25 protein-coding genes, 1 other RNA gene and 1 pseudogene are annotated in these 21,340 nt (G+C 71.6%); 11 read left to right on the forward strand and 16 right to left on the reverse strand.

Going from position 1 to position 21,340, the window contains the following annotated elements:
• Window positions 1–173 precede the first annotated feature (173 nt).
• Complete coding sequence (locus tag K1T35_RS14210; RefSeq protein ID WP_220260634.1) at window positions 174–707, forward strand: DUF5994 family protein; 534 nt, start codon at window positions 174–176, stop codon at window positions 705–707.
• Between the two features lie 64 nt (window positions 708–771).
• Complete coding sequence (locus K1T35_RS14215; protein ID WP_255621879.1) at window positions 772–933, forward strand: DUF6307 family protein; 162 nt, start codon at window positions 772–774, stop codon at window positions 931–933.
• A gap of 271 nt (window positions 934–1,204) precedes the next feature.
• Here K1T35_RS14215 and K1T35_RS14220 read toward each other — a convergent pair whose 3' ends face one another.
• The 5 genes from K1T35_RS14220 to K1T35_RS14240 all read right to left on the reverse strand — a co-directional run bounded on the left by K1T35_RS14220 (window position 1,205) and on the right by K1T35_RS14240 (window position 6,017).
• Entirely contained in the window at window positions 1,205–2,704 is a 1,500-nt protein-coding gene (locus K1T35_RS14220; protein ID WP_220260635.1) for a glycoside hydrolase family 130 protein, read from the reverse strand.
• Between the two features lie 11 nt (window positions 2,705–2,715).
• Complete coding sequence (locus K1T35_RS14225; protein ID WP_220260636.1) at window positions 2,716–3,747, reverse strand: hypothetical protein; 1,032 nt, start codon at window positions 3,745–3,747, stop codon at window positions 2,716–2,718.
• On the reverse strand, window positions 3,744–4,940 hold the full coding sequence (locus tag K1T35_RS14230; RefSeq protein ID WP_220260637.1) for a glycosyltransferase: 1,197 nt from the start codon (window positions 4,938–4,940) through the stop codon (window positions 3,744–3,746). The genes K1T35_RS14225 and K1T35_RS14230 overlap by 4 nt, the downstream gene beginning before the upstream one ends.
• 98 nt (window positions 4,941–5,038) lie before the next feature.
• On the reverse strand, window positions 5,039–5,272 hold the full coding sequence (locus K1T35_RS14235; RefSeq protein WP_220260638.1) for an RGCVC family protein: 234 nt from the start codon (window positions 5,270–5,272) through the stop codon (window positions 5,039–5,041).
• A 202-nt stretch (window positions 5,273–5,474) separates the two neighbouring features.
• On the reverse strand, window positions 5,475–6,017 hold the full coding sequence (locus tag K1T35_RS14240; protein WP_220260639.1) for a TetR/AcrR family transcriptional regulator: 543 nt from the start codon (window positions 6,015–6,017) through the stop codon (window positions 5,475–5,477).
• A 55-nt stretch (window positions 6,018–6,072) separates the two neighbouring features.
• Between K1T35_RS14240 and K1T35_RS14245 the strand changes: the two genes are divergently transcribed.
• The 3 genes and pseudogenes from K1T35_RS14245 (at window position 6,073) to K1T35_RS14255 (ending at window position 9,177) form a co-directional block, all read left to right on the forward strand.
• Window positions 6,073–7,347, forward strand: a complete 1,275-nt coding sequence (locus K1T35_RS14245) for an ATP-grasp domain-containing protein (protein ID WP_220260640.1) — start codon at window positions 6,073–6,075, stop codon at window positions 7,345–7,347.
• A 35-nt stretch (window positions 7,348–7,382) separates the two neighbouring features.
• Complete coding sequence (locus K1T35_RS14250; RefSeq protein ID WP_220260641.1) at window positions 7,383–8,120, forward strand: zinc ribbon domain-containing protein; 738 nt, start codon at window positions 7,383–7,385, stop codon at window positions 8,118–8,120.
• Window positions 8,117–9,177, forward strand: a pseudogene (locus K1T35_RS14255) (bifunctional RNase H/acid phosphatase). The gene K1T35_RS14250 and the pseudogene K1T35_RS14255 overlap by 4 nt, the downstream one beginning before the upstream one ends.
• Here the strand turns inward: K1T35_RS14255 and K1T35_RS14260 are convergent.
• From K1T35_RS14260 to K1T35_RS14275, 4 genes are read right to left on the reverse strand one after another with little or no spacing between them, the layout of a single operon-like run.
• Window positions 9,174–10,391, reverse strand: a complete 1,218-nt coding sequence (locus tag K1T35_RS14260; RefSeq protein ID WP_220260642.1) for an RNA polymerase sigma factor — start codon at window positions 10,389–10,391, stop codon at window positions 9,174–9,176. The pseudogene K1T35_RS14255 and the gene K1T35_RS14260 sit on opposite strands and share 4 nt — an antisense overlap.
• Window positions 10,388–10,759: a YciI family protein gene (locus K1T35_RS14265; protein WP_220260643.1), complete on the reverse strand. Its 372-nt coding sequence runs from the start codon at window positions 10,757–10,759 to the stop codon at window positions 10,388–10,390. Before K1T35_RS14265 ends, K1T35_RS14260 begins: the two co-directional genes overlap by 4 nt.
• Window positions 10,756–11,244 carry an SRPBCC family protein gene (locus K1T35_RS14270; protein WP_220260644.1) on the reverse strand — a complete coding sequence of 163 codons (489 nt, stop codon included), beginning with the start codon at window positions 11,242–11,244 and terminating at the stop codon, window positions 10,756–10,758. Before K1T35_RS14270 ends, K1T35_RS14265 begins: the two co-directional genes overlap by 4 nt.
• A gap of 52 nt (window positions 11,245–11,296) precedes the next feature.
• A complete protein-coding gene (locus K1T35_RS14275) occupies window positions 11,297–12,058 on the reverse strand; it encodes a sulfite exporter TauE/SafE family protein (protein ID WP_220260645.1) in 762 nt (253 codons plus the stop codon).
• 96 nt (window positions 12,059–12,154) lie between these two features.
• Here K1T35_RS14275 and K1T35_RS14280 point away from each other — a divergent pair, with 96 nt between their 5' ends.
• From K1T35_RS14280 to rnpB, 3 genes are all read left to right on the forward strand, one after another.
• Window positions 12,155–12,331 (forward strand): hypothetical protein, encoded by a 177-nt coding sequence (locus K1T35_RS14280; RefSeq protein ID WP_220260646.1) that lies wholly within the window; start codon window positions 12,155–12,157, stop codon window positions 12,329–12,331.
• Between the two features lie 44 nt (window positions 12,332–12,375).
• A complete protein-coding gene (locus K1T35_RS14285; protein ID WP_220260647.1) occupies window positions 12,376–12,921 on the forward strand; it encodes a hypothetical protein in 546 nt (181 codons plus the stop codon).
• Window positions 12,922–12,949: 28 nt separating this feature from the next.
• An RNA gene (gene rnpB / locus K1T35_RS14290) (RNase P RNA component class A) lies at window positions 12,950–13,346 on the forward strand.
• A 64-nt stretch (window positions 13,347–13,410) separates the two neighbouring features.
• On the opposite strand, the gene K1T35_RS14295 is transcribed toward rnpB, so the two are convergent.
• Window positions 13,411–14,457, reverse strand: a complete 1,047-nt coding sequence (locus K1T35_RS14295; RefSeq protein ID WP_220260648.1) for a bifunctional 2-polyprenyl-6-hydroxyphenol methylase/3-demethylubiquinol 3-O-methyltransferase UbiG — start codon at window positions 14,455–14,457, stop codon at window positions 13,411–13,413.
• A gap of 261 nt (window positions 14,458–14,718) precedes the next feature.
• Here K1T35_RS14295 and K1T35_RS14300 point away from each other — a divergent pair, with 261 nt between their 5' ends.
• On the forward strand, window positions 14,719–15,120 hold the full coding sequence (locus K1T35_RS14300) for a VOC family protein (protein ID WP_220260649.1): 402 nt from the start codon (window positions 14,719–14,721) through the stop codon (window positions 15,118–15,120).
• A gap of 198 nt (window positions 15,121–15,318) precedes the next feature.
• On the opposite strand, the gene K1T35_RS14305 is transcribed toward K1T35_RS14300, so the two are convergent.
• The 4 genes from K1T35_RS14305 to K1T35_RS14320 form a co-directional block, all read right to left on the reverse strand.
• A complete protein-coding gene (locus tag K1T35_RS14305; protein ID WP_220260650.1) occupies window positions 15,319–15,525 on the reverse strand; it encodes a hypothetical protein in 207 nt (68 codons plus the stop codon).
• Between the two features lie 334 nt (window positions 15,526–15,859).
• Complete coding sequence (locus K1T35_RS14310) at window positions 15,860–16,567, reverse strand: class I SAM-dependent methyltransferase (RefSeq protein WP_220260651.1); 708 nt, start codon at window positions 16,565–16,567, stop codon at window positions 15,860–15,862.
• Window positions 16,568–16,684: 117 nt separating this feature from the next.
• A complete protein-coding gene (locus K1T35_RS14315) occupies window positions 16,685–17,695 on the reverse strand; it encodes a hypothetical protein (RefSeq protein WP_255621882.1) in 1,011 nt (336 codons plus the stop codon).
• A gap of 14 nt (window positions 17,696–17,709) precedes the next feature.
• The gene (locus tag K1T35_RS14320) at window positions 17,710–18,153 is read right to left on the reverse strand and encodes a hypothetical protein (protein WP_220260652.1); all 444 of its coding nucleotides are present in this window, start codon (window positions 18,151–18,153) and stop codon (window positions 17,710–17,712) included.
• Window positions 18,154–18,269: 116 nt separating this feature from the next.
• On the opposite strand from K1T35_RS14320, the gene K1T35_RS14325 reads away from it, so the two are divergent.
• Window positions 18,270–19,145: an LLM class flavin-dependent oxidoreductase gene (locus K1T35_RS14325; protein WP_255621883.1), complete on the forward strand. Its 876-nt coding sequence runs from the start codon at window positions 18,270–18,272 to the stop codon at window positions 19,143–19,145.
• Between the two features lie 7 nt (window positions 19,146–19,152).
• The gene (locus K1T35_RS14330) at window positions 19,153–19,353 is read left to right on the forward strand and encodes a hypothetical protein (protein WP_220260653.1); all 201 of its coding nucleotides are present in this window, start codon (window positions 19,153–19,155) and stop codon (window positions 19,351–19,353) included.
• Window positions 19,354–19,362: 9 nt separating this feature from the next.
• Here the strand turns inward: K1T35_RS14330 and K1T35_RS14335 are convergent, their stop codons facing one another.
• Both K1T35_RS14335 and K1T35_RS14340 read right to left on the reverse strand, forming a co-directional pair.
• Entirely contained in the window at window positions 19,363–20,928 is a 1,566-nt protein-coding gene (locus K1T35_RS14335; protein ID WP_220260654.1) for a multicopper oxidase domain-containing protein, read from the reverse strand.
• Window positions 20,925–21,329, reverse strand: coding sequence for a hypothetical protein (locus tag K1T35_RS14340; protein WP_255621884.1), 405 nt, complete (start codon window positions 21,327–21,329; stop codon window positions 20,925–20,927). Before K1T35_RS14340 ends, K1T35_RS14335 begins: the two co-directional genes overlap by 4 nt.
• Between the last annotated feature and the right edge of the window lie 11 nt (window positions 21,330–21,340).

The following is a 21,340-nucleotide window of genomic DNA, read 5'->3' on the forward strand; positions in this document are numbered from 1 at the left end:
CGTCGAGTTCCTCTCCGCGAGGAGCGCGAGCGACATCGCCGAGAACACCCAGGCGAGGTAATCAGGTGTACCGTTCGCAGTGTCGGGTTCTGTCAGCACACGGGCGTTCGAGCTCATGTCGTCCTCGGCGAAAGTCCATGCCGGGCGTCCGCGTCCGAGGACGGAGCACCGACATGGCGTCGGTATCCATCATCCGGAGCGTTTCTCCGATCGGCGACCACCAGAACGTCCGACTTCAGTTGAAGCCGCACGAACCGGCCACGGGTTTCGTCGACGGTGGGTGGTGGCCCCATTCACGTGACCTTCCGGTCGAGTTGCCGGCCCTGCTGGCCGGGCTCGCGGTCGGGCTGGGTCCGGTCGAGAGCGTGAGCTACAACCTCGACGCCTGGGACCCCGCACCGCGCAAGATCACAATTGGCGGTCGCATCATCCGGCTCGCCGGCTACCGCTCGCAACATCCCGCCACGATCGACGTCCTCAGTGCAGGCCACCGCGTCACCTTGCTGGTCGTACCGCCCGAGGCCACGCCGGAGGCCGCGCACGGCACGCTGATGGCGGCAGGCCATCGAGGCAACGCCGACGGCATCGACGCGCTGTTGCTCACCGGCTCTGCCGACGAGGTGGCGCAGGAGCGGCGGGAGCTCGACGGGGCACCCGTGCGCATGCACGCCGTCGGCAGCCGACCGGTCCGCGCCCCGGACGCCTGACCCGTACAGCCCACATACCGACCGCCCAGATATCGACCGCCGACACCTCACGGAAGAGTGAATCATGGACACCAGCACCAGAACCCACATCTCGCTCTACGAGCAGCGTCTCCAGCTCGTCGCTCATGCATTGACGGAAAACTCGAAGCTCAGTGAGAAGGTCGCCTCGGATCTCGCCGTGCACGTGCTGTACGCCATCGACCACATCCCGGAGAAGGTGCGATAGATCCATCGAGCCGGATCGCCCAAAGCCATTACCGACCGCGTCATTCGGCGGTAGACTGACCGGCGACGGGCGGGGTGAACTCGTCGTTGCACCCACTTACGGGTGCTGAATGATCGCCGCGTCGACGGCATCGAGATGCCCTGTCCGTCCCGAATCCCGCCCGAGCGCACACGATGCGTGACGGCTCTGACGCGGACGAGATGTTCCGGCTGTAGAGCGCCGAGGCCCAGGCGTCCCGAGCTGTGGGCCGCCGCTGACGAGCGCCACCCGCTCAGCGGGACGCGCCGTGATCTCCCGCTGTCGCTGGTGGCCCGTCGTTGACCAGTTGCTCGAGGAGGAGCGGCACGTCGACGACGGCGAACCGCACGCATGCGTCGCTCGCGCCGTACGGCAGTAGGAGCCGGTCGCCGTGCAGGAGGGCGCCGCAGGAGTACACGACGTTGGGCACGTACCCGTCGCGCTCGTCGTCCCGCGGGCGCATGAGCGGCTCGCGAAGCGCGCCGATCACCCGGCTCGGATCCTCCAGGTCGAGCAGCAGGGCGCCGATGGAGTACTCGCGCATCGGCCCGACGCCGTGCGTCAGGACCAGCCATCCCTCGTCGGTCTCGACCGGCGAGCCGCAGTTGCCCGTCTGCGTGAGCTCCCACGCCCGGCTCGGGACGTGCAGCGTGCGCGGTTCCCCCCACACGAAGCCGTCGAGGGACGTGGCGATCGCGTTGGTCTCGCGGTCCCATCGGGACAGGGCGACATGGCGTCCCCCGACCGTGCGGGGGAACAGGGCCATCCCCTTGTTCTTCGCGGCCGGCCCGGCGAGCTGCGACATCCGGAATCGCTGGAAGTCGGAGGTCTCGATGAGCTGCGGTGCGATGTGGTCACCGTCGAACGCGGTGTAGGTGGCTCGGTAGGTCGCGGTGCCGTCGTCGAGGACGACGCGGACGAAGCGAGCGTCTTCCATGGCGTGTGCCTCCGACGGGCCGTGCGGCCACAGCACCCGCTCGGCGATCGCCGACCGCGGCGAGAACACGACCTCGTAGCCGCACCGGGCGATGCGCCGGGCCCGCTCCGCGGTGCGGACGCCGCCGTGCCGGGTGACCTGCTGCCTCGCCAGCGCCTCGATGGCCCGCTCCAGCTCGTCGTCTCCGAATCGCGCGGGGAGGCTGCCGACGAGGAACGACGTGCTCTCCGTGTCGGAGCCGTCCTCGGCGAGCAGCGCCGCGAACAGCGTCGTGTCGTGGACGGCCGGCCCGGGACGGCCGGTCTCGACGTGCGGGCCGGGGTCGTCGAGAAACAGCTCGTGTCCGTCACCGAATACCCCGGTGCGGAACTCCACCGACGACACGTGGCCCTCGCCGACCGCGCGCAAGCTCATGACGAACCGGAGGTGGCCTGCCGGGAGGTCGGACTGGTCGGGGTGCGGCACGATCGACGGGTTGAACAGCGCGGCCGCTTCGATCGCGTACTCGTGGGTGAACCACGCGCCGATCAGGGTGCGGCGCTCCTCGGTCAACGCGTCGTCGCCGGGCACGCGGTGGGCGATCTCCGCGTAGTGAGCGGCGAGCGTGCTGCGCAGGTCCCGATGCCGCCTCGGGTAGCGGTCGAGGACGCCGCGCAGCGTCGAGCGGACCTCGTCCTCTCCGAGTGCGAGGATCCGCGCCAGCACGCCGGTGGCCCGGGACTCCGTCGCCCCCACGAGCTCGTGGCCGGGGACGAAGAGCCGGGCCAGCACACGGGCCGGGTCGGCGGTCAGGGCGGCGTCGAGTCGCGAGACCATCCCGGTCTTCCTCATCCGATGCCGTCCGACGTCAAGAGTGCGCGAGCGTGCTGCAGGGTCGACATCAGTGCCAGGGTGGACTCCGCGCCCTGGTTCTCGTTGCGTCCGTAGCGCTCGAGGCCGTCGCAACCGCCTCCGCTGACGGGGTCATAGAGGGCCCTTGCGGTGTCGTTGGCGCCGAGGAACCAGTCGGCGGCGCGGGAGATCCCGTCGAGCCATCGCTGGTGTCCGGTGATGCGGTACGCCCGCGCGCAGGCATCGGCGAGCGCGGCCGCCTCGATCGGCTGCTGGTCGTAACCCGGCCCGCGGTCGGACGGCCCCCGGCCGGCCGCGGGAACCAGCGAGAGGTGGCCGTGGCGGGTCTGCACCTCGACCAACCAGGTGAGTAGCCGCAGCCCGTCGGCGATCATCGTGGACACGTCCAGCGCGGCGCCCGCCACCAGCAGTGCCTCGGGCAGCACGGCGTTCGCGTAGGCCAGGCGTGGTTCAGGCCATGGCCACTCCGCACCGGGGGCGGGTCTCCCGATCGCGATGGCGGCAGCGGCGAGCAGGTCCAGCGCGCCGACGTGCGCCGGTTGGACGGAGAGCACCTCCGCGGCGCCGAGCGCGGCGAAGGCCATGGTGCGTGGCGACGTCGAACGCCACCGCGCACCGCGGTCGAACGCAGCGAGTGCGCGCGGGTCCTCTGCGGCCGCGCCGAGTGCCCAGAGGGCCCGGCCCCAGCAGTCCTCGACACAGGGTGCGCCTCGGAAACGCAGGTCCGTGCCCCGGCGGTTGCGGAACCGGCCGTCCTCGGCCTGTGCGGCGAGCACGAACGACAGGTAGTGCTCGCGAAGGTCGTCGTGCTCGGGTCCGCTCTCGCGGCAGACGACCACCAGCGCCCGCGCCACGTCGTCGAGGCAGTAGCCGTGCTCGCGACGCGGGGTGGTGCCGCGGGCGTGCTCGTAGACACCGCCGGCGTCGGTGAGCCGCCTCAGGTGCGTGAAGGGCGGGGACGGGATGTGGTCGTAGCGGGCGGCGCGTGCGCCGGTGGGCGCGCTCATGACGTGGACACCGGTGCGGCGACCAAGGACTCCGCGATCTGCTGGTAGCGGGCAGCGACGGCGCCCCACAGCAGGTCCGGGGCCTTCCGTGCGGCTCGTTCCGCCAGCCCGTCGGCGAGCCCTGGTTCGCCCAGCGCCCGGCGCAGCGCCGCCTCCATCGCGGCGGCGTCGCGCTGCGGCACCACCAGCCCGGTCCCGTCGCCAAGGAGTTCGACGGCGTGCGGGAAGGCAGTGGAGACAACGGGGCGGCCTGCCGCCACCGCCTCGATGAGCACCCCGGAGGTCACCTGCTCGTGCGAGTCGTACGGAAGGAGGACGACATCGGCGCGCTGCACGAGATCGGCGAGCTCGCCCACCTCGAGGTACCGGTCGTCGAGCTCCACGACGTCGGCCACGCCGCGGTTGTGCGCTCGCAACGCCAGGCTCTGGCGGTACTCCTCGCCGTCGCGTTCGACCACCTTGGGGTGCGTCTTGCCGATGACGAGGTAGTGCGGTCGGAGATCCTGCAGGCCCGGCAGCGAGTCGATCGCCCACTCGATGCCCTTCCCCGGCCCCAGCAGCCCCCAGGTGAGGACGAGCGGCCGATCGGCCGCGAGCCGTTCCGCCCTGGCCGCCTCGAGATCGAGCGGGCCGTGGTCGTTGGCACCGTGCGGGATGACGACGACCGCGTCGGGGTTGGCGCCGTAGCTCGCCACCAGTCGCTGCCGCGCGGTCTCGGTCATGGTCACGACGATGTCGGCCGATTCGACGAGCCAGCGCAGGATGCGGCGTTGCCGCGAGGTGGGCTCCTGCAGCACGGTGTGCAGGACGATGATCGTCGGTACCGTCAGGCCCGCCACGATGTCGATCACGTCGCAGCCGTCGGCCCCGCCGTAGATCCCGTACTCGTGCTGGACCACGACAGCCCCGAACCCGTTCAGGCGGCGCACCGCGTCGACGGCGCTGCTGGGGGAGCCGTTCACCATGTGTGCCGCGACCTCTGCCCCCGGATACGGCTCGGCCCGATCGACGATCCGGACGACACCGGCGGTGCCCGCCCCTCGGTTCAGCTGCTCGGTGAGGGCGGCGCTGAACGTCGCCAGGCCGCACTGGGTCGGCGGGTAGGTGCTGAGGATCCCGATCGTCGCCGGTCGCGACGCGTCGGCGGGCAGGCGGGGAGCCGGTACCGGGGGCCGCTGGATGGTCGTGGGCACAGGTGCTCGTGACGTCGACGGAAGGTGCGGGGCGCCGCGGTGTGCCGAGCCGTCGAGACGGCGGTGGCAGCGGCGGGTCGAACGTCGTTCGCTCAGGATCAACGAGACTGGTGCGTGGACGCCGGGGCGAGGCCGACGCAGACGCATCCCCGGCTCAGACCGCCGGCGATCGTCGCCGTGCAGAACCTGGTGCCGATCGGGTCGTGCGCGTCCCGATCGTGTGGACATGCGGCACAGCGGAGATCCGTATCGGCCTCCGGAGCATGGGCGGTGGACGACGCGGGCGCCGTCGGTGGAGCATCGATCGAAGGAATGCGCTGTTCCTGACTCATGTGGTGGCGAACCCGGATACCGGGGCGTGCAGGAAAGGGCGGGCGACGGTGCGGCTACTGCTCCGGCCGACGGGCCCGGCGGGGCGCTCCGGGCACGAATCGCTCGTCGCTCATCGGAGCCACCTCCCCCTGCCGTCCAGCGTACGGCAACGCGGCGTGCGGACCGCGCAGATCGCTTCGCCACCGGCCCCGCGGATCGAGGTCAATCGCCGGGGGCGAGGATCTTGCGGATCTGGCTGCCTGCCCACCGGAAGTCCTCGTCGAGCTGCTCGGGGGTGGCGGTGAACCGGCCGGTGGCCTCGGAGGAGGCGAACCCGAGCACGAAGGTGGACACCAGCCGCTCGACACGCGGGATCGCCGATTCGTCGACGCCGGCATCGCGCAGCGCGCCGTAGACGGCGTCGCGGGCGCGCAGGGCCCCCGGAGTGGCGGCCGGCCGTTGCAGCAGCAGCGGGAAGACGCGCGGGTGCTTGCGCGCAGTGGCGCGCGTCGCAGCGGCCAGAGCATCGAGTCGCGCATGCCACGGCAGCGTGGGCTCGGGCAGGGGGAGCTCGAGGAGTAGATGTTCCACGAGCCCGTCCATGAGCTGGCTCTTGTCCCCGACGTGGCGGTAGAGCGCCATCGGGGTGACGCCGAGCCGGGCGGCGACGGCGCGCATCGACACCGCCGCCAACCCCTCCTCGTCGGCGAGGGCGAGCGTGGCGTCGAGAACCGCGGCGCGGTCGATGCGGGCTGGACGTGGCATAGCGGCAAGGCTAGTCTACGGCGTATATATACAGCGTAGAGTTTAGGGGACCCCGATGAAGGTGCTGCTGTCCGACGGATCGGGACTGACCGCCCGCCAGTGCGCGACGCTGCTCGCACGGGCCGGACACGAGGTCGGGGTGCTCGCTCCGGGGCCGCTCGTCCTCGCGCGGGCGACCACAGCGGTGCGCCGTTGGCACCGGGTGCCCGTCTTCGGGCTCGACCCGCTGGCGTGGGCGGACGCCGCGCTCTCGGTGCTCGACACGGGGCGCTACGACGTGCTGCTGCCCACTCAGGAGCAGGTCACCGTGCTCAGCCTGATCGTCGACGAGATCACCCGCCGAGGGGTCGCCACCGCGGTGCCGCCGTTCGCGGCGTTGCGCCGCGTGCAGGACAAGCTCTCGGCCGAGGAGCTGCTCACCGAGGTCGGGCTGCCCAGGCCAGGCGCGATCGTGGCCCGTACCCCTGACGAGTTGCTCACCGCGGTCCCCCCGGTCTACGTCAAAGCCCCGATCGGGACGGCGAGCACCGGCGTCCGCCACGTCACCTCCGAAGCGCAGCTGCGCGACGCCGGCCGGGCCATGCAGGCGCTGGACGCCTACGAGCTCGGCGGCGTCCTCGTCCAGCAGCCCGTGCCAGGCCCGCTGCTCATGGTGCAGGCGGTATTCGAGTCCGGCCGGCTGCTCGCGGCCCATGCCAACACCCGCGACGTGGCCGGCGCGGGCGGCGGCGCCAGCCACAAGACCAGCGTCGCCGTCGACCCGGTCCGGCCTGCCCTCGAACTCATCGGCGCGGAACTCGGCTGGCACGGCGCGCTCTCGTGCGACGTCATCGACGGTCCCGACGGGCCGGTCATCATCGACGTCAACCCCCGGCTCGTCGAACCGGGCAACGCCGCCGCAGCCGGGCTGGACCTGGTGGCCGTCCTGCTCGACGTCGCCACCGGCCGTGCACCCCGGCCCGGTCCGCAGGCCCGCCCGGGGGTGCGGACCTATCAGCTCCTGCTCGCGCTGGCCGGCGCCGCCCAAGGTGCCCGCCCGCGTCGGGCGCTGCTTCGTCAGCTCGGCGCGGCGGCCGCCCGCACCGGCGACTACCGCGCCGGCCACGAGGAGCTCAGCCCGCTCGCGCGTGACCCACTGGCCATGGCCGCACTCGCGGCGCTCAGCGCGGCACTCCTCGTCGCGCCGGTGCTGCACGCGCGGCTGGCCAGCAGTTCGGTGGCCAACTACGCCATCACCCCGTCCGCGTGGAGCCGGCTCACCCAGGCGTGGGACGCGCCGGAGCCGAACCGCGGGCGACCGCACGGCCATGGACGACGCGCGGGGCGGTAGCGTCGGCGTCTCAATACCGCCGGAAGGACCGCTTCGTGAAAGCCGACCCCGCCGTCCAGCGCCGGCTGCTCGACCTGGCCGAGGTCGACGCCGAGCTGTCGCGCCTCGTGCACCGCCGTCGCACACTGCCCGAGCACGCCGAGCTCGCCGCCGCCGAGGCCGCCGTGCGGGAGGCGAAGGACAAGCTGGTGGAGGTCGAGACCGCCGCAGGCGACCTCGACCGGGACATCCGCCGCCTCGAACGCGACGTCGACGGCGTGCGACAGCGCACCGAGCGCGACAACAAGCTGCTCGCCGGGGCCGGGATCGGCGCGAAGCAGGCCACCGACCTGCAGCACGAGCTGGAGACACTGGCGCGCCGGCAGTCCGTGCTCGAGGACGAGCAGCTGGAGATCATGGAGCAGCGCGAGGCCGTTGGCGCGGACGTGGAGCACTCCCGCGTCGTGCTGGCCACAGCCGAGCATGAGCTGGCCGCCGTCACCGAGCGCCGCGACACCGCTCTCGCCGACATCGACGCCTCCGAGACCGGCCGTCGCCGGGCCCGCGAGGAGGTCGTCGTCACGATCCCGGCCGACGTGCTCGGCGCCTACGAGCGGCACCGCGAGCAGCGCGGTGTGGGCGCCGCAGCGCTGATCGCGCGGCGCTGCCAGGCGTGCCGGTTGGAGCTGGACCGCACGTCGATCTCGGAGCTGAAGGCCGCACCCGCCGACGACCTGGTGCGTTGCGAGGAATGCGGCGTGATCCTGGTGCGCACTGAGGCGTCAGGGCTGTGAGGGTTGTCGTGGAGGCTGACGGCGGCTCCCGGGGCAACCCCGGACCCGCGGGCTACGGCGCGGTCGTGCTGGACCCCGACACCGACGAGGTGCTCGTCGAGCGGGCCGAGGGCATCGGCGTCACCACCAACAACGTGGCGGAGTACCGGGGCATGATCGCCGGACTGCGCGCCGCCGTCGAGCTGGGAGCCACCGACGTCGACGTCCGGATGGACTCGAAGCTGGTGGTCGAGCAGATGAGCGGCCGCTGGAAGATCAAGCACCCCGCGATGCGGCCACTCGCACAGGAGGCCGCCGAGCTCGTCCGCGAAATCGGCTCGGTGCGGTTCGAGTGGGTCCCGCGGCTGCGCAACTCCCGCGCCGACGCGCTCGCCAACCAGGCGATGGACGCCCAGGCCGCCGCGCAATGACGTCCGCCTCCTGGACCGGCCAGATCGGCACGCCGACTCGCTTGCTCCTGCTGCGGCACGGGCAGACCGAGCTCTCGGTGCAGCGCCGCTACTCGGGGCACGGCGACCCGGAGCTCACCCCGCTCGGCACCGCGCAGGCGGCCGGTGCGGCCGCGCGGCTCGCGCGCGTCCCGGACATCGCCGCGGTGCTCACCTCCCCGCTGCGGCGGGCCCGCCAGACCGGGGAGGTGGTGGCCGCCTCGACCGGCGCCCCGCTCGTCGTCCGGCAGGGGCTGATCGAGACCGACTTCGGCAAGTGGGAGGGCCTCACCTTCCCCGAGGCGCGGGCCCGTGACCCGCAGCTGCACGCCGAGTGGCTCGGCTCGGAGGAGGTCGCCCCGCCCGGTGGAGAGAGCTTCGCGGCGGTCGGCCGGCGGGTGACCGCGGAGCTCACCGACGTCCTGCGCGAGTACCCGGGGGCCACGCTCGTGCTGGTCACGCACGTCACGCCGATCAAGATGCTGCTGCGCGACGCTCTGCAGGGTGGCCCCGGCGTGCTCTACCGGCTGCACCTGGACCTGGCCGCGCTGTCGATCGTCGACTTCTACCCGGACGGCGGCGCGAGCGTGCGGCTGGTCAACGACACCAGCCACCATCCCGATCGCTAGCGGGCCAGCCGTGCGGCCTTCGCCTCGAGGTAGCGCTGCTCCGGCGCACTGAGCGTGAGGCGGGCGGCCAGCCGGAACTCCACGACGGCGGCGTCGAGGTCCCCGGCCGCTTCCAGCATGTGGGCGCGGACGGCGTGCAACCGGTGGTGCCCGGCGAGCGCCGGGTCGGTGGCCGCCGCCGTGAGCTGTTCGAGCGCTGCCCGCGGGCCGCGCACCTCGGAGACGGCGACGATCCGGTTGAGCGTGACCATCGGACCGGGCGCAAGGACCTGCAGGTGGTTGTAGAGCGCGAGGATCTGCGGCCAGTCGGTGTCCTCGGCACGCCCTGCCTCGTCGTGCACGGCCGCGATCGCCGCCTGCAGCTGGTACGGGCCGATCGGCGCGGCGGCCAGGGTCTCGCTGATCAGCGCCGTGCCCTCGGCGATCGCGGTGGCGTCCCACGCCTGCCGGTCCTGCTCGGCGAGCGGCACGAGGCTGCCGTCGGGAGCGGTGCGCGCGGTGCGGCGGGCGTCGGTGAGGAGCATCAGGGCCAGTAGCCCGGCGACCTCGCCCTCTCCGGGCAGCAGGGCGCGCAGCTGCCGGGTGAGCCGGATCGCCTCCTCGGTGAGCTCGACGCGGCCCAGTTCCGCGCCGGAGCTGGCCGTGTAGCCCTCGTTGAAGATCAGGTAGAGGACGTGCAGCGCGGAGGCGATCCGCTCGGGCCGCTCGGTGGGCGTAGGCATCCGGAACTCCGCGCCCGCGGCCTTGATCCGCTGCTTGGCCCGGCTGATCCGCTGCGCGACGGTGGACTCCGGCACCAGGAAGGCGCGGGCGATCTCCGCCGTGGTGAGCCCGCCGACCGCGCGCAGCGTGAGCGCCACCTGCGACGGCGGGGTGAGCGCGGGGTGGCAGCACAGCAGGAGCAGGGTGAGGGAGTCGTCGACGGCGGGCGCCGGGTCCGGAGGGGGCGGCGCCAGCGCGAAGACGGTCTCCTCCCGCCGTTGCCGCGCGGAGTCCGAGCGCCACATCTCGATCCGCCGCCGGGAGGCGGTGGTGATCAGCCAGCCCTTCGGGTTGTCCGGCACACCCTCGGCCGGCCACTGGACGGCGGCGGCGAGCAGCGCCTCCTGCACGGCGTCCTCGCAGGCGTCGAACCCGCCGTGCCGCCGGACGACGGCGACGAGCACGTGAGGGGCGAGCTCCCGCACCAGCCGTCCGACGTCCGTCGGCGTCACCACTCCGCGAGGTCCAGGCTCCGGGCGGGCCGCACCTCGACGAGGCCGAGTGCCGCCTCCGGGACCTGCGCCGCGATCTCGACGGCGCGTTCCTCGCTCGCGACGTCGAGCAGGTAGAACCCGGCGAGGTGCTCCTTGGCCTCGGCGAACGGGCCGTCCGTCGTGAGGGTCCGGCCCTCGTCGACCTGCACGCGCTTGGTGGTCGACGGGTCGGCGAGCGCTTCGGATACGACGAGCTCTCCGGACGCCTCGAGCTCAGCGGTGAAACGCGCGTAGTAGGCGAGCCCCTCGCCACGCTCGGTCTCGGAGAACTGCTCCCACAGCTTCCGCGACTCGGCATTGCTGTAGATCAGGACGACGTACTTCACTGCTCAGCTGTCTCCTTCTCGGCGACGGCGGTGATCGTGCGCAGGGTCTCCTGCATGCCGCGGTGCAGGTCGGAGCGGCGGTCCTTCCCGCCGAACAGGGTGCCGATGATGAACCACCCGATCCGGGTGATCGGCCTCGTGACCTCGTAGCTCTCGGTCAGCCGCGTGCCGACGCCCTCCGGCTCCAGCCGGTAGCGCCAGACCAGGGTGCCGGCGAACGGCTCGGTGCGGCTGATCGCGAACTCGCGCCCAGGGTCGGCGGCGATCACGATCGGGGTGTTCTGCCACGGCGGGCGCCGCGGGAGCTGGTTGGTGGCGCGGAAGCGTGCACCGACGGCCGGCTGGTCCGCGCCGTCGAGCCACACGCACCGGCGGATCTCCGGGCTGAACTCCGGCATCCGGGTCACGTCGGACACGAGGCGGTAGACGGTGGTTGGCGGCGCCTCGATGTGCACCGTCAGCTCGTCACGGTCCAGCGTCTGCATGATCGGCTCCTTCCGCCGGGGGAGAGGAGCGTTGCGCCGCACCGCCTGCGCGTCAAGCCGTCACGAGCAGGTAGATCCCGACGGTCATGCCGAGCAGTACCACCGCTGCGCGCAGCACGGCCTCCGGCGAGCGGCGGGCGATGCGCGCTCCGATGTAGCCGCCGACGAGCGTGGTCGGGGCGAGCACCGCGACCGCGGGCCAGTACACCGGCGCTCCGATCGCGAAGTAGACGACGGTGACCGTGGCCACCACCAGCGACAGCAGGCCCTTCAGGGCGTTGAGCCGCACCAGGGAGTCGTGGGCGAACAGCGAGAGCGTCGCGATGAGGATGACGCCGAGCGCCCCGCCGAAGTAGCCGCCGTACACCGCCGCGAGGAACACGGTGGGAAGCAGGGTGACGAGCCGGTCCGGCGCGCCGGGGGTGGGCGCGGTCCAGCGCCGGATCAGCGGCTGCAGCGCGAACACACCGCTGGCCAGCAGCACCAGCGCCGGCACGACCGCGTCGAACACGGAGCTGGGCAGCACCAGCAGGAGCGTGCAGCCGACGGCCGAGCCGACGGCCGACACCACCGATGTGAGCAGGACGCGCCGCCCCTGGCCGTGCAGGTCGCGCCGGACTCCCGCGACGATGCCCAGGTAGCCGGGCCACTGGGCGATCGAGTTCGTGACGTTGGCGGCGAGTGGGGGCAGGCCCACCGCGAGCAGGGACGGGAAGACGAGCAGGGAGCCGCCGCCGGCAGCAGCGTTCACCGCGCCGGCCACCAGACCGGCGACGAGGAGGAACGCCAGCGAGCCCGGCGACGTATCGATCACCAAACCACGGTAGTTGCGGTATGCAGCGAATCCGGCGATACGCGGTCCGCGTCACCAGTGGTGCGCACGACACTCGAGAGGGCGCACGATGGAGTCGTGTCCGAGGGCGACGACAGCGGTGATGCGGTGTGCTGGCTCGGCATGCTGTGCCCGGAGTGCGGTGCCATGCCCAGCGACGGCGACGAACGGTGCTGGCGATGCGGCGCGCCGCCGGAGCGCAGCGGAGGCGCATCGATACCGCGGCGGCGTGCCGAGGAGCGCGAGGCAACCTGAGAGTGGGCGGGACGTCCTCAGGTAAGACGCCCGAGGAGGCCGCCATGTCCCGCACCCTCCGTCACCTGCTGACCGCCGTGCTCGCCCTCACCGCCGTCGCGCTGCCAGTCGCGGCTGCCACGACCCCCTCGCCGGTGCCCGTCGCGGCGACGTCCTGCGCCACTCAGTGGGGTAGCACGCCCGAGTGGGTCGTGCCGCTTGGCGCCGCGCAGCTGACCGCCGTGCGGGCCGGCCGGCACGACTGCTTCGATCGCGTGGTGTTCGACCTGGCAGGCCCCGCCGCCGGATACCGCGTGGAGTACGTCGACCAGGTGTTCCAGGACGGCTCGGGCGCCGTGCTCCCGGTGCCCGGCGGCGCGCGCCTGCTCGTCAACGTCAACCACCCGGCCTACGACGACGCAGGCAACCCGACGATCGCGACGAAGGACGTCGACGTGCGCGGCTATCGCACGCTTCGGTCGGTGGTCTTCGGCAGCAGCTTCGAGGGCGCCACGACCTTCGGCGTCGGGGTGCGCGCCCGGCTCCCGTTCCGCGTGTTCGTCGTGGACGGATCGCGCGTCGTCGTCGACGTGGCGCACGGCTGGTCCTGATCGGGCCCGAGTAGGCTGTCGGGGCGGACGAGCTGGCCGGGCGGCCGCGTCGACGGGCAACCGTCGCCGAGGAAAGTCCGGACTCCGCAGGGCAGGGTGGTTGTTAACGGCAACCCGGGGCGACCCGCGGGAAAGTGCCACAGAAAGCAGACCGCCCCGCGCAACCGTGCGGGGTAAGGGTGAAACGGTGGTGTAAGAGACCACCAGCACCCCGGGTGACCGGGGTGGCTCGGTAAACCCCACCCGGAGCAAGGTCAAAAGGCTCCCGCGCGCGGGAGCTGCGCAGGCGTTCGAGGGCGGCCCGTCCGAGTCTGCGGGTAGACCGCTCGAGCCCGCCGGTGACGGCGGGCCTAGATGGATGGTCGCCGAACGGAGCGCCGTGAGGCGCCCGGGAACAGGATCCGGCTTACAGGCCAGCTCGTCCGCCCCACGCCTGTGAGCTGGGCGGACACTATCTGCTGTCCGGCGTCTCCGCGAGATCCTCCCTGGCTACAGCGGCTTGGTCCATGCGATCGTGTGGCGGAATCCGAGATGGTGCCGTATGGCAGCACCCGGCATGACCTCAGCGACGAGTTTCCGTAGATCGTCGAACGACATCGTGGGCTCCTGAACGGGAAACGCAGGCGGCTGGGGCTCATTCTTGCTCGGCCAGGGGTGCTTGACGTAGCCGATGATCGGATTGGTCAAGATAGATGCGAGGTCCCACATATGGTCACGGAGGCTGCAGGGAGGGGCGAGGCCGACGGCTAAGAATCGCCCGCCGGGTACGAGAAGCTTGCGCACTTCCCGCAGGGCGTCAGCGACTTCAAGGTGATGCAGGACGGCAATCATAGTTACCAGGTCGAACGGACCTGCAATATTCGTCCAGGCTCCGTCATGGATCGTCACGTTGGATAGACCGGCGCAGCGATTCGCGGCATACTGACGCATCGTCAGGTTCGCGTCGTTCCCGAACACTCTCGCAAAGTGGGGTGACAGCGTAGCGACCAGCTCGCCACGGCCGCAACCGACGTCCAAGGCCGCATGGCGCTGCTCGGGTAGGTTCGCCATGATCCAGCTGTGAAAGTGGTCGTTGTGGCTCCAGGGGTGGCGGGCGTTCAATCTCGCCATCGCCGTGGCCAGCGTCCCTCCTGCACATGTCCTCGCCAATCGCCGAAGCATCATGGCCCACATTCTGCTGACCGTCTTGTGAGCCGCGGAAGACTCCCCACACACACCCGCCGCGAGTCGCACGTGAAGGCACTCTGACGCACGGACCGAAGGGGCGAGGCGAGGTTGACCTGCCGGACGGGTGCAGTCTCCGGGTCTGACAGTGCGAACTGATAGCAGCGGGTCCGAACGAACCCTCGCCTCGGTCAGGGTGGCCAGCTTCGCGCCGGACGTCTGCCCGCTGTCGTCGATCGCGGCCGACGCGAGGGCGTTGCACGCCGCGTCCGCCTCCGCGTCGCCGGTGAGTGGTGCGGGGCGCAGCACGAGCGCGAGCGTGACGGCCACGACGGCGACGAGCACGAGCGCGCCGCCGCGGATCGGGTACATCCGGAAGTAGGTCGCGATCGAAGATCATCCAGCGACCATCTCGCCTTGATCGCCGCGTTGCCCCAGGACGGAGGCCCGGCCGATTCAGCAACACGCTCGATCGAGGTTCCGGGTTGCCACCTCGTGATCATGTAAAGGTCGGCCAGGATTGTGGGAATGACGCACAAATTGTCAAGCACCAATCGGGTGGCGCCTGTTCCAGAGCGTGCGCGGCCATCGGGGCGACGCGGCACAACTGAACTGTCGTACCCCGTCCGTACGATGGCGAGCATGAAACCACAAGCGAACGCCCTTGCGCTGATCGTCTCCGACATCGCGGCATCGGTCGACTTCTATCAGCGGCTCGGCCTCGACTTCGGAGACGCGACCGGCGGCCACATAGAGTGCGAGCTGTTGCCGGGGTTCAGGCTCATGCTCGACGACGCGACCATGGCCAAGTCGTTCTATCCGGACTGGACCAAGCCGAGCGGAGGTGCCCACACCGCACTCGCATTCGAGTTCAGCACGCCATCCGAGGTCGACGCGACCTATCGAGAACTGACGGATGCGGGATTCGCCAGTGCCCATGAGGTGTTCGACGCCCCATGGGGACACCGGTTCGCCACCGTGCGCGATCCCGATGGCAACAACGTCGACCTCTACGCCCGACTTCCCGGAGGCTGATCGCCGGTGCGATGCCGCGAAGGTCCGGTCCGACTCAATAGGCTGGCTCACCCCTGCCGATCAAGGGCAGATGGTCGCTAGTCGATCTTCAACACTAACCATTTCCCCTTGGTCACCGACCCGCGGGATCACGCCACGGACCTCATGCCGCGAGCCCGGTCGCGCGGGAGACGACCGGGCTCGCGGGAGTTGCGGGAGTCAGAGGGCGGATCGCAGGCCGGCACCGATCTCGAGCAGGCGGGCCGCGTGCTTGCGGGCGTGGTGTCCGCAGAAGTGGAGCTCGCCACCGCTGGTCAGCGTGACCTTGACCAGCGCCCCCGCGCCGCACCGGTCGCAGCGTTCGAGCCGGGTGAGCGGCGCGGGAACTGCAAGGTCGCGGTTGCCCGCGGGCGTCGTGGTGTTCATGGTCGGCCGCCTTCCGGTCAGCTCGCCTGTCCGTTGCCGATAAGGGTCCGCGCCGCGCGGACCTCGGGCCATCCCGCTGGCACTACGAGCGCCTGGGGCCATCCCGCCGATGTCGATGGGGGCTGACCCCACCAGGCGCTCATCCGGCCGGACCTCGAATCCGTGACGATGACATCCATGACGGCCTCCCTCCCTCGGTGCGACGCTCGGCGGCGGACCGGCCGGTGTTACGCGCGGGTGATCCGCAGCGTCAGCCACAGTCGGCCGGGCAGCGGCACGGGGTGCACTGGCCCGCACGGTGCCGGGGAGTGCCACCGGGCATCGACGCGGTGACCTACTCAGCCGGGCTGCGTCGGCACAGCAGGTGCAGGAAGAACGGCCGGTGCAGCGCCGACGCGAGCCTCGGTTCTGCCCGGACCGCCGCCTCATCGGGGCGCGGCTCTCGCAGCGCCTCGATGACGAACCCCGCTCGTTCCAGCGCGCGGGTGTAGTACTCGAGGGGCCGGTCGATCGACTCGAAGGTCATCGTCAGCCCGTTGGCCTCGACCGGGTCTGCGGCCCGCTGGTGCTCGAAGTAGTTCGCCAGCCGGTCAGGGGGCCGGTTGAGCGGGTGCACGATCGCGGCGCAGAGGCAGCCACCGGGTTCGAGCACGCGTGCGCACTCGTCGATCGCGGCCGCTGGGTCGTCCATGTCGTGCAGGCTCATGAACGCGACAACCAGGTCGACGGCGTCGTCGTCGAGTGGGATCGCGCCGGCATCAGCGACGTGCACGCTGTCGTAGTGACCGGTATCGCGCGCCAGCTCGGCGAGCGTCGGTGATGTGTCGAGCCCGACCAGCCGATACCCGCGAGGGTGCAGCAGTAGCCCCGCGCGTCCTTCGCCGCAGCCGAGGTCGAGTGTCAGCCGGCCAGGTGGCGGCAGCAGCTCGTCGAAGCCAGGCCAGTTGAGCAGCGTGAAGTGGACGTCGTTCCCCGGCGTGCGCACCCACGCCTTCCATGCGGCGGCGCGCCGTTCCCACGCCTCCCCAAGCGGAACCTCCACGGCGCCAGAGGGTACCGCGCGATTCGGGGTAGCGGTCCGGTAGCGATGGGCCGGCCGGCGGTCTTCGTCGAGCGTCGCTCGACCGGAGAACGGCTGCCGCTCGCCGTCCGGACCTGATCACACCAGGTCGGCCGGCAGCACCGGTTCCGTCAGGAGCCGGCGGACGCGCGCGTTCCGGTCCGGGTGGTCGAGCCACCGCCGCAGTAGCTGCCAGCCGTGGACGTAACCCAGCACGTAGGTACGCATGGCGGGGGAGCGGAGGAAGTCGAGCGCCCACGCGGTTTCCGCATCGGTGAGCAGGGCCCAGCGCGTCAGGTGGTCGGCCACCTCGGCGTCGGGTCGGCCCGCATCGGTGAGCAGGGCGGCGTTGCCCCACGCGCCCCACAGCGCGTTTCGGGCGTCGTGGATCGCGGCCAGATCGCCGTCCACCGCGATCCCGAGCTCGGCGGCGAGCCAGTGCTGCGCCTCGTGGCCGGGGAACCCCTCGTGCGCGACGACGGAGAGCAGGTCCGCGCCGTTGAACGGCTGGGCGTCGCTCACGTGGAGCGTGCCCCGGTTCCCGCCGGCGTAGTGCCCGCGGTGCGGGCCCGCGTCGAGCCGGACGTCGAGGTGGATCTCGCCCGGGAGGGCGACGATCGCGCGCGTCCGGGCGACGGTCTCGGCCATCGCGCGCCGGACCAGCTCCGGGACGTGATCCGCCGGGACCATGTGGGTCTGCTGCCATGCGTGCAACTGCTCGGCCAGCGATCCGGACCCGGGCGGGAGTGCGGTGGCGAGCCGGGAGTGGGCGTCGGCGAGCAGGTCCTCCGGCGTGGGTTCGATCGGCACGCCGAGGCAGCGCCGGGCGTGCTCGGCGAACGGGATGCCCTCGTCGGTGAGCCGGCGCGCCGTCGCGTGCATCGCGGTGAGCTGTGCGGCGAGGAACGTGCCGCGCTCGCCGTCGACGGGGATGTCCTGGCGCAGCGCCTCGCACTCGTCGGCGAGCGTCGCCGGCGGGACGGGTTCCTCGGCGGCGACCGCGGCCCGCCATTCCGCCGGACCGTCGTAGATGAGCGCCGTGCCGTCCAGGTGCCGGTCGATCCGGAGAGCGAGGGTGGCGTAGGAGCGCAACCAAGGTTGAGTCAGCACGACTCAACTATGGCTCACGGTGCCCAGAGGTGCGGGTGGTACTTCGGGCAGATGCAGTGCGGGTCGTCGACGGGCGGGTCGATCACGGAGGACGTGAGAGTGCCGAGCGCGGCCTCGATCGTGATCGCGGAGTCGACCGCCCGGGGGGTCACCTCGTACGGCTCGTCGGGGTCGGACAGGCTGATCTCCAGGCGGCCGGGCCGGGTCCAGACGTATGCGCGCTCGCCCGCGATGTGGACGTGTCCGAGCCCAGTGATCCCGAGCGTCCCGAGAACGGCGGCCAGCTCTTGCTCGGTCTCGGCCCGCAGCGCGAGCCGGAGAGCGTCGCCGTCGTTGTTGTGCGCACCGAACGCCCGGCAGAGCCGGAACCACCGCAGGCGGGTCACCCAGTCACGCACCTCCCGCGGTGAGTGCCTGCGGTAGAGGTAGGCGTTCCATCTGGGGTCCTCGTCGGTCATGCGGGCAACGTTCACAGGAGCTGGTCTCAGCGGCCTTTCAGCGACGTCTCATGCCGGTCACCGACGGGAGACAACTCGTGGGAACCGAACGGCCGTCCTCCACGACAAGGCGTCCCATGACGATCGCGTTGGGCGGGCTGAGCATGGGTTACCTCCTGCACGTCGCCGGGTCGGGTCCACCCGCGCGGGTGTACCGCGAGACCGTCGATCTCGCCGTGGCGGCGGAGGAGCTCGGCTTCGACTCGCTCTGGGTGGCGCAGCACCGCGGCACGGCGGCGGGCGGCATGCTGCCCGCGCCGCTGGTGATGCTGGCCGCGATCGCCGAACGGACCTCGACGATCCGGCTGGGCACCGCCGTGATCGCGGCCGCGCTGGAGGACCCGCGGCGGCTCGCGGAGGACGCTGCCGTCGTCGACACTCTGAGCGGTGGCCGGCTGGAGCTCGGGTTCGGGGCGGGCAACGACCCCGCCGCGTCCGCCGCGTTCGGGCGTGACCACGCGCGACGGCACGAGGACTGCACCGCCGTTGTCGACGAGGTCTGCCGCCTGCTGGACGGGACGGCGCTCGTCCCGGCCGCGCCGGGGCTGCGGGATCGCCTGTGGTGGGCGACCGGCTCGGCCGAAGGGATCGACGTGGCCGCGACCCGCGGGATCGGCATCCTGTCCGGGCGCCCCGACGGCGCCGCCGAGGGCCTCGCCCGGTACTGGACGCGGGCCGCGGGCTCGCCCCGCGTGGCGGCATGCCGCCTCCTGCGAGCCGGAGAACCGCTGGATGCGTTCCCGGAACGCTGGCGGACCGACCCGGTCCGGGAATGGGCGACCCATCTGGTGGTGCAGACCCAACCGCCGGGCGCGACGTTCGAGGAGCACCTGAGCACCCTGCGTGGCATGGTGCGGTGCACCGAACGGGCGAATCCGGGCGTGCTCCGGAACCACGAGGCGGTCGCGGGCGACCTGCTGATCCGACCGCTCCGCCCTCGAACACCCCTGTGAGGACGTCATGCGCCACATCGCCACGTTCTGCGGCCAGTGCAACTGCGGCTGCCCGGAGCTGTACCTCGACGACGCCGCCGCACCCGAGCGCCGCGTCGTGATCACCGACGACTTCGGCCAGCGCATCCAGATGAGCATCGAGCAGCTCGCCGACCTCGTCGCCGACGTGCGCAAGGGCGTGCTCGACGACGTCGTCGCCCCGGTCTGATCCGCCTGATCAGACCACCTCGAAGTTCGCCATCATCATCATGTCCTCGTGCTCGAGGTTGTGGCAGTGGAGGACGTACTTGCCGCGGTAGCCCTCGAACCGGACCAGCAGGTCGGCCCGCCCGCCGTTGTCGAGGTTGACCGTGTCCTTCCAGCCCCGCGTGTACGGGCCGGGCTCGTTGCCGTCCTGGCGCAGGACCTGGAACGGCGCGAGGTGGATGTGGATCGGGTGTTCGACGTTCTGGGAGCGGATGATCCACCGTTCCGTGGTGCCGAGGCGGGGGCGGGCGAGGATCGTGTCGGGGCTGAACGGCTGGTCGTTGACCGTCCACAGCGTGGTCCCGTGCGCCTGCGCGCCGCCGCGGGCGAACACGAACACGCGCTGCTCCACCACGTCGTCCTCGGAGAGCGTCTCGACGTCGGCGAGGCGGGCAGGCACCGTGCTGGTGTCGGTCTCCCGACGGCTCACGACGAACCGCATGACCTGCGACGTCGTGCCGCGACCGTGGTCGTTCACCATCGTGATCTCGTCGCCCGGTGAGTGATCGGTGAAGTCGACGACGACGTCGAACCGCTCGGCCTGTGCGATGTCGAGCTCGTCGTGCGTGACGGGTGCGGCGAGCAGGCCGAGGTCGCTGCCGATCTGGACGAAGGGCGGGCCGCCCTCGAGGCGCAGCCGGTAGCGGCGGGCGTTCGAGGCGTTGAGGATGCGGAACCGGTATTTCACCGTCGCGACCTCCAGCACCGGCCACGGTGCACCGTTGACGAGGATGCAGTCGCCGAGCACGCCGCTCATGTAGTCGTCGTGCACGCCCGGCGTGCCGGTGAGGGACGGGTCGACCGACGGGTAACGGAAGGATCCGTCGGCGGCGAACGCCCGATCGGTGATCATCAGCGGGACCTCGCGTTCCCCCGACGGAAGGCCGAGCCCGTCCTCCACGTCGTCGCGGACGAGGTGGAAGCCGGCGAGCCCGCGGTAGACCTGCGGGCCGGTGAAGTCCATCCGGTGGTCGTGGTACCAGAGCGTCGCGGCGGGCTGGTCGAGCTCGTAGACGTAGTCCCGGCCGCCGACGACCGAGGCACCGGAGTGGCTCGCATGGCCGCTGCCGGCACCGGCCGCCGGCATGATCAAGTCGGTCGGATAGCCATCGTGCTCGGGTGCGGTGCGACCGCCGTGCAGGTGGACGGACACGGGAACCGGCAGCTCGTTGCGGTGGTGGACCACGGTGCGCCTGCCACGCCGGGAGACGATCGTCGGTCCGGGGAAGATGCCGTCGTACCCCCAGATCTCCGTCGCGAGCCCCGGCAGGATCGCGGCCCGCCCGGCGCGCTGGGTGATCTCGTAGAAGTCGGTGCCGCCGTCCCGGCGCACCGGCTGGAGGACCGGCGGGATCGGCAGCGGCGCCCGGAACGGCGACGGCAGCGCGGTCTCGCTGGTAAGTAGCTGACCCGCGCTGCCCTGCGTGCTGTTGTTCCCGCCGCCGCTGGGCAGTAGGCCACCGGCCGCACCGCAGCCGGACAGGACGGCCAGCACGGCCGTCGTCCCGCCCGCGGCGAGGAAGCGGCGCCGGTTCATCGCGCCGAGCCCGCCCGTGCCCGGCGGACCAGCAGCGCGATCACCCCGGTGATCAGCCCCCATACCGCGTTGACGGCGAGCACCGGGATGATCGCGAACGGCATGGCGAGCGGGCCCTGGAGCTGCCCGGTCAGGATCGGGGACAGGATGCCGGACAGGACGATGGATGCCGCGCCGTAGACGACTCCGGCGCACACCAGGGTCAGCACGGGGTGCGAGACCCTCGTCAGGCCGACGACCGCGATCCAGATCACGGAGATCACGAGCGTGAGGGTGATGGCGGTCGCCGGTGCGTCGGACGTCCCGCTGGGATCGGTGACGATCCGGATGAGCGGGCGGACCAGCGCCAGCGCGCCGAGGCCGAGCACCAGTGGCCAGTGCAGGTTCTTGAGCGTTTCCACGTCATCGGACG

It is taken from the genome of Pseudonocardia sp. DSM 110487 (assembly GCF_019468565.1).
Classification (GTDB): Bacteria; Actinomycetota; Actinomycetes; order Mycobacteriales; family Pseudonocardiaceae; genus Pseudonocardia.

Bases quoted from the DNA above. Each gene is read 5' to 3' on its own strand.
- K1T35_RS14240 (WP_220260639.1), bottom strand. From the start codon at position 6,017: ATGCCACGTCCAGCCCGCATCGACCGCGCCGCGGTTCTCGACGCCACG.
- K1T35_RS14320 (WP_220260652.1), bottom strand. From the start codon at position 18,153: ATGACCGACGAGGACCCCAGATGGAACGCCTACCTCTACCGCAGGCAC.
- K1T35_RS14300 (WP_220260649.1), top strand. From the start codon at position 14,719: ATGGCGAGCATGAAACCACAAGCGAACGCCCTTGCGCTGATCGTCTCC.
- K1T35_RS14295 (WP_220260648.1), bottom strand. From the start codon at position 14,457: ATGTACCCGATCCGCGGCGGCGCGCTCGTGCTCGTCGCCGTCGTGGCC.
- K1T35_RS14235 (WP_220260638.1), bottom strand. From the start codon at position 5,272: ATGAGTCAGGAACAGCGCATTCCTTCGATCGATGCTCCACCGACGGCG.
- K1T35_RS14245 (WP_220260640.1), top strand. From the start codon at position 6,073: ATGAAGGTGCTGCTGTCCGACGGATCGGGACTGACCGCCCGCCAGTGC.
- K1T35_RS14225 (WP_220260636.1), bottom strand. From the start codon at position 3,747: ATGAGCGCGCCCACCGGCGCACGCGCCGCCCGCTACGACCACATCCCG.
- K1T35_RS14220 (WP_220260635.1), bottom strand. From the start codon at position 2,704: ATGGTCTCGCGACTCGACGCCGCCCTGACCGCCGACCCGGCCCGTGTG.
- K1T35_RS14335 (WP_220260654.1), bottom strand. From the start codon at position 20,928: ATGAACCGGCGCCGCTTCCTCGCCGCGGGCGGGACGACGGCCGTGCTG.
- K1T35_RS14215 (WP_255621879.1), top strand. From the start codon at position 772: ATGGACACCAGCACCAGAACCCACATCTCGCTCTACGAGCAGCGTCTC.
- K1T35_RS14270 (WP_220260644.1), bottom strand. From the start codon at position 11,244: ATGCAGACGCTGGACCGTGACGAGCTGACGGTGCACATCGAGGCGCCG.
- K1T35_RS14325 (WP_255621883.1), top strand. From the start codon at position 18,270: ATGACGATCGCGTTGGGCGGGCTGAGCATGGGTTACCTCCTGCACGTC.
- K1T35_RS14305 (WP_220260650.1), bottom strand. From the start codon at position 15,525: ATGAACACCACGACGCCCGCGGGCAACCGCGACCTTGCAGTTCCCGCG.
- K1T35_RS14285 (WP_220260647.1), top strand. From the start codon at position 12,376: ATGTCCCGCACCCTCCGTCACCTGCTGACCGCCGTGCTCGCCCTCACC.
- K1T35_RS14330 (WP_220260653.1), top strand. From the start codon at position 19,153: ATGCGCCACATCGCCACGTTCTGCGGCCAGTGCAACTGCGGCTGCCCG.
- K1T35_RS14210 (WP_220260634.1), top strand. From the start codon at position 174: ATGGCGTCGGTATCCATCATCCGGAGCGTTTCTCCGATCGGCGACCAC.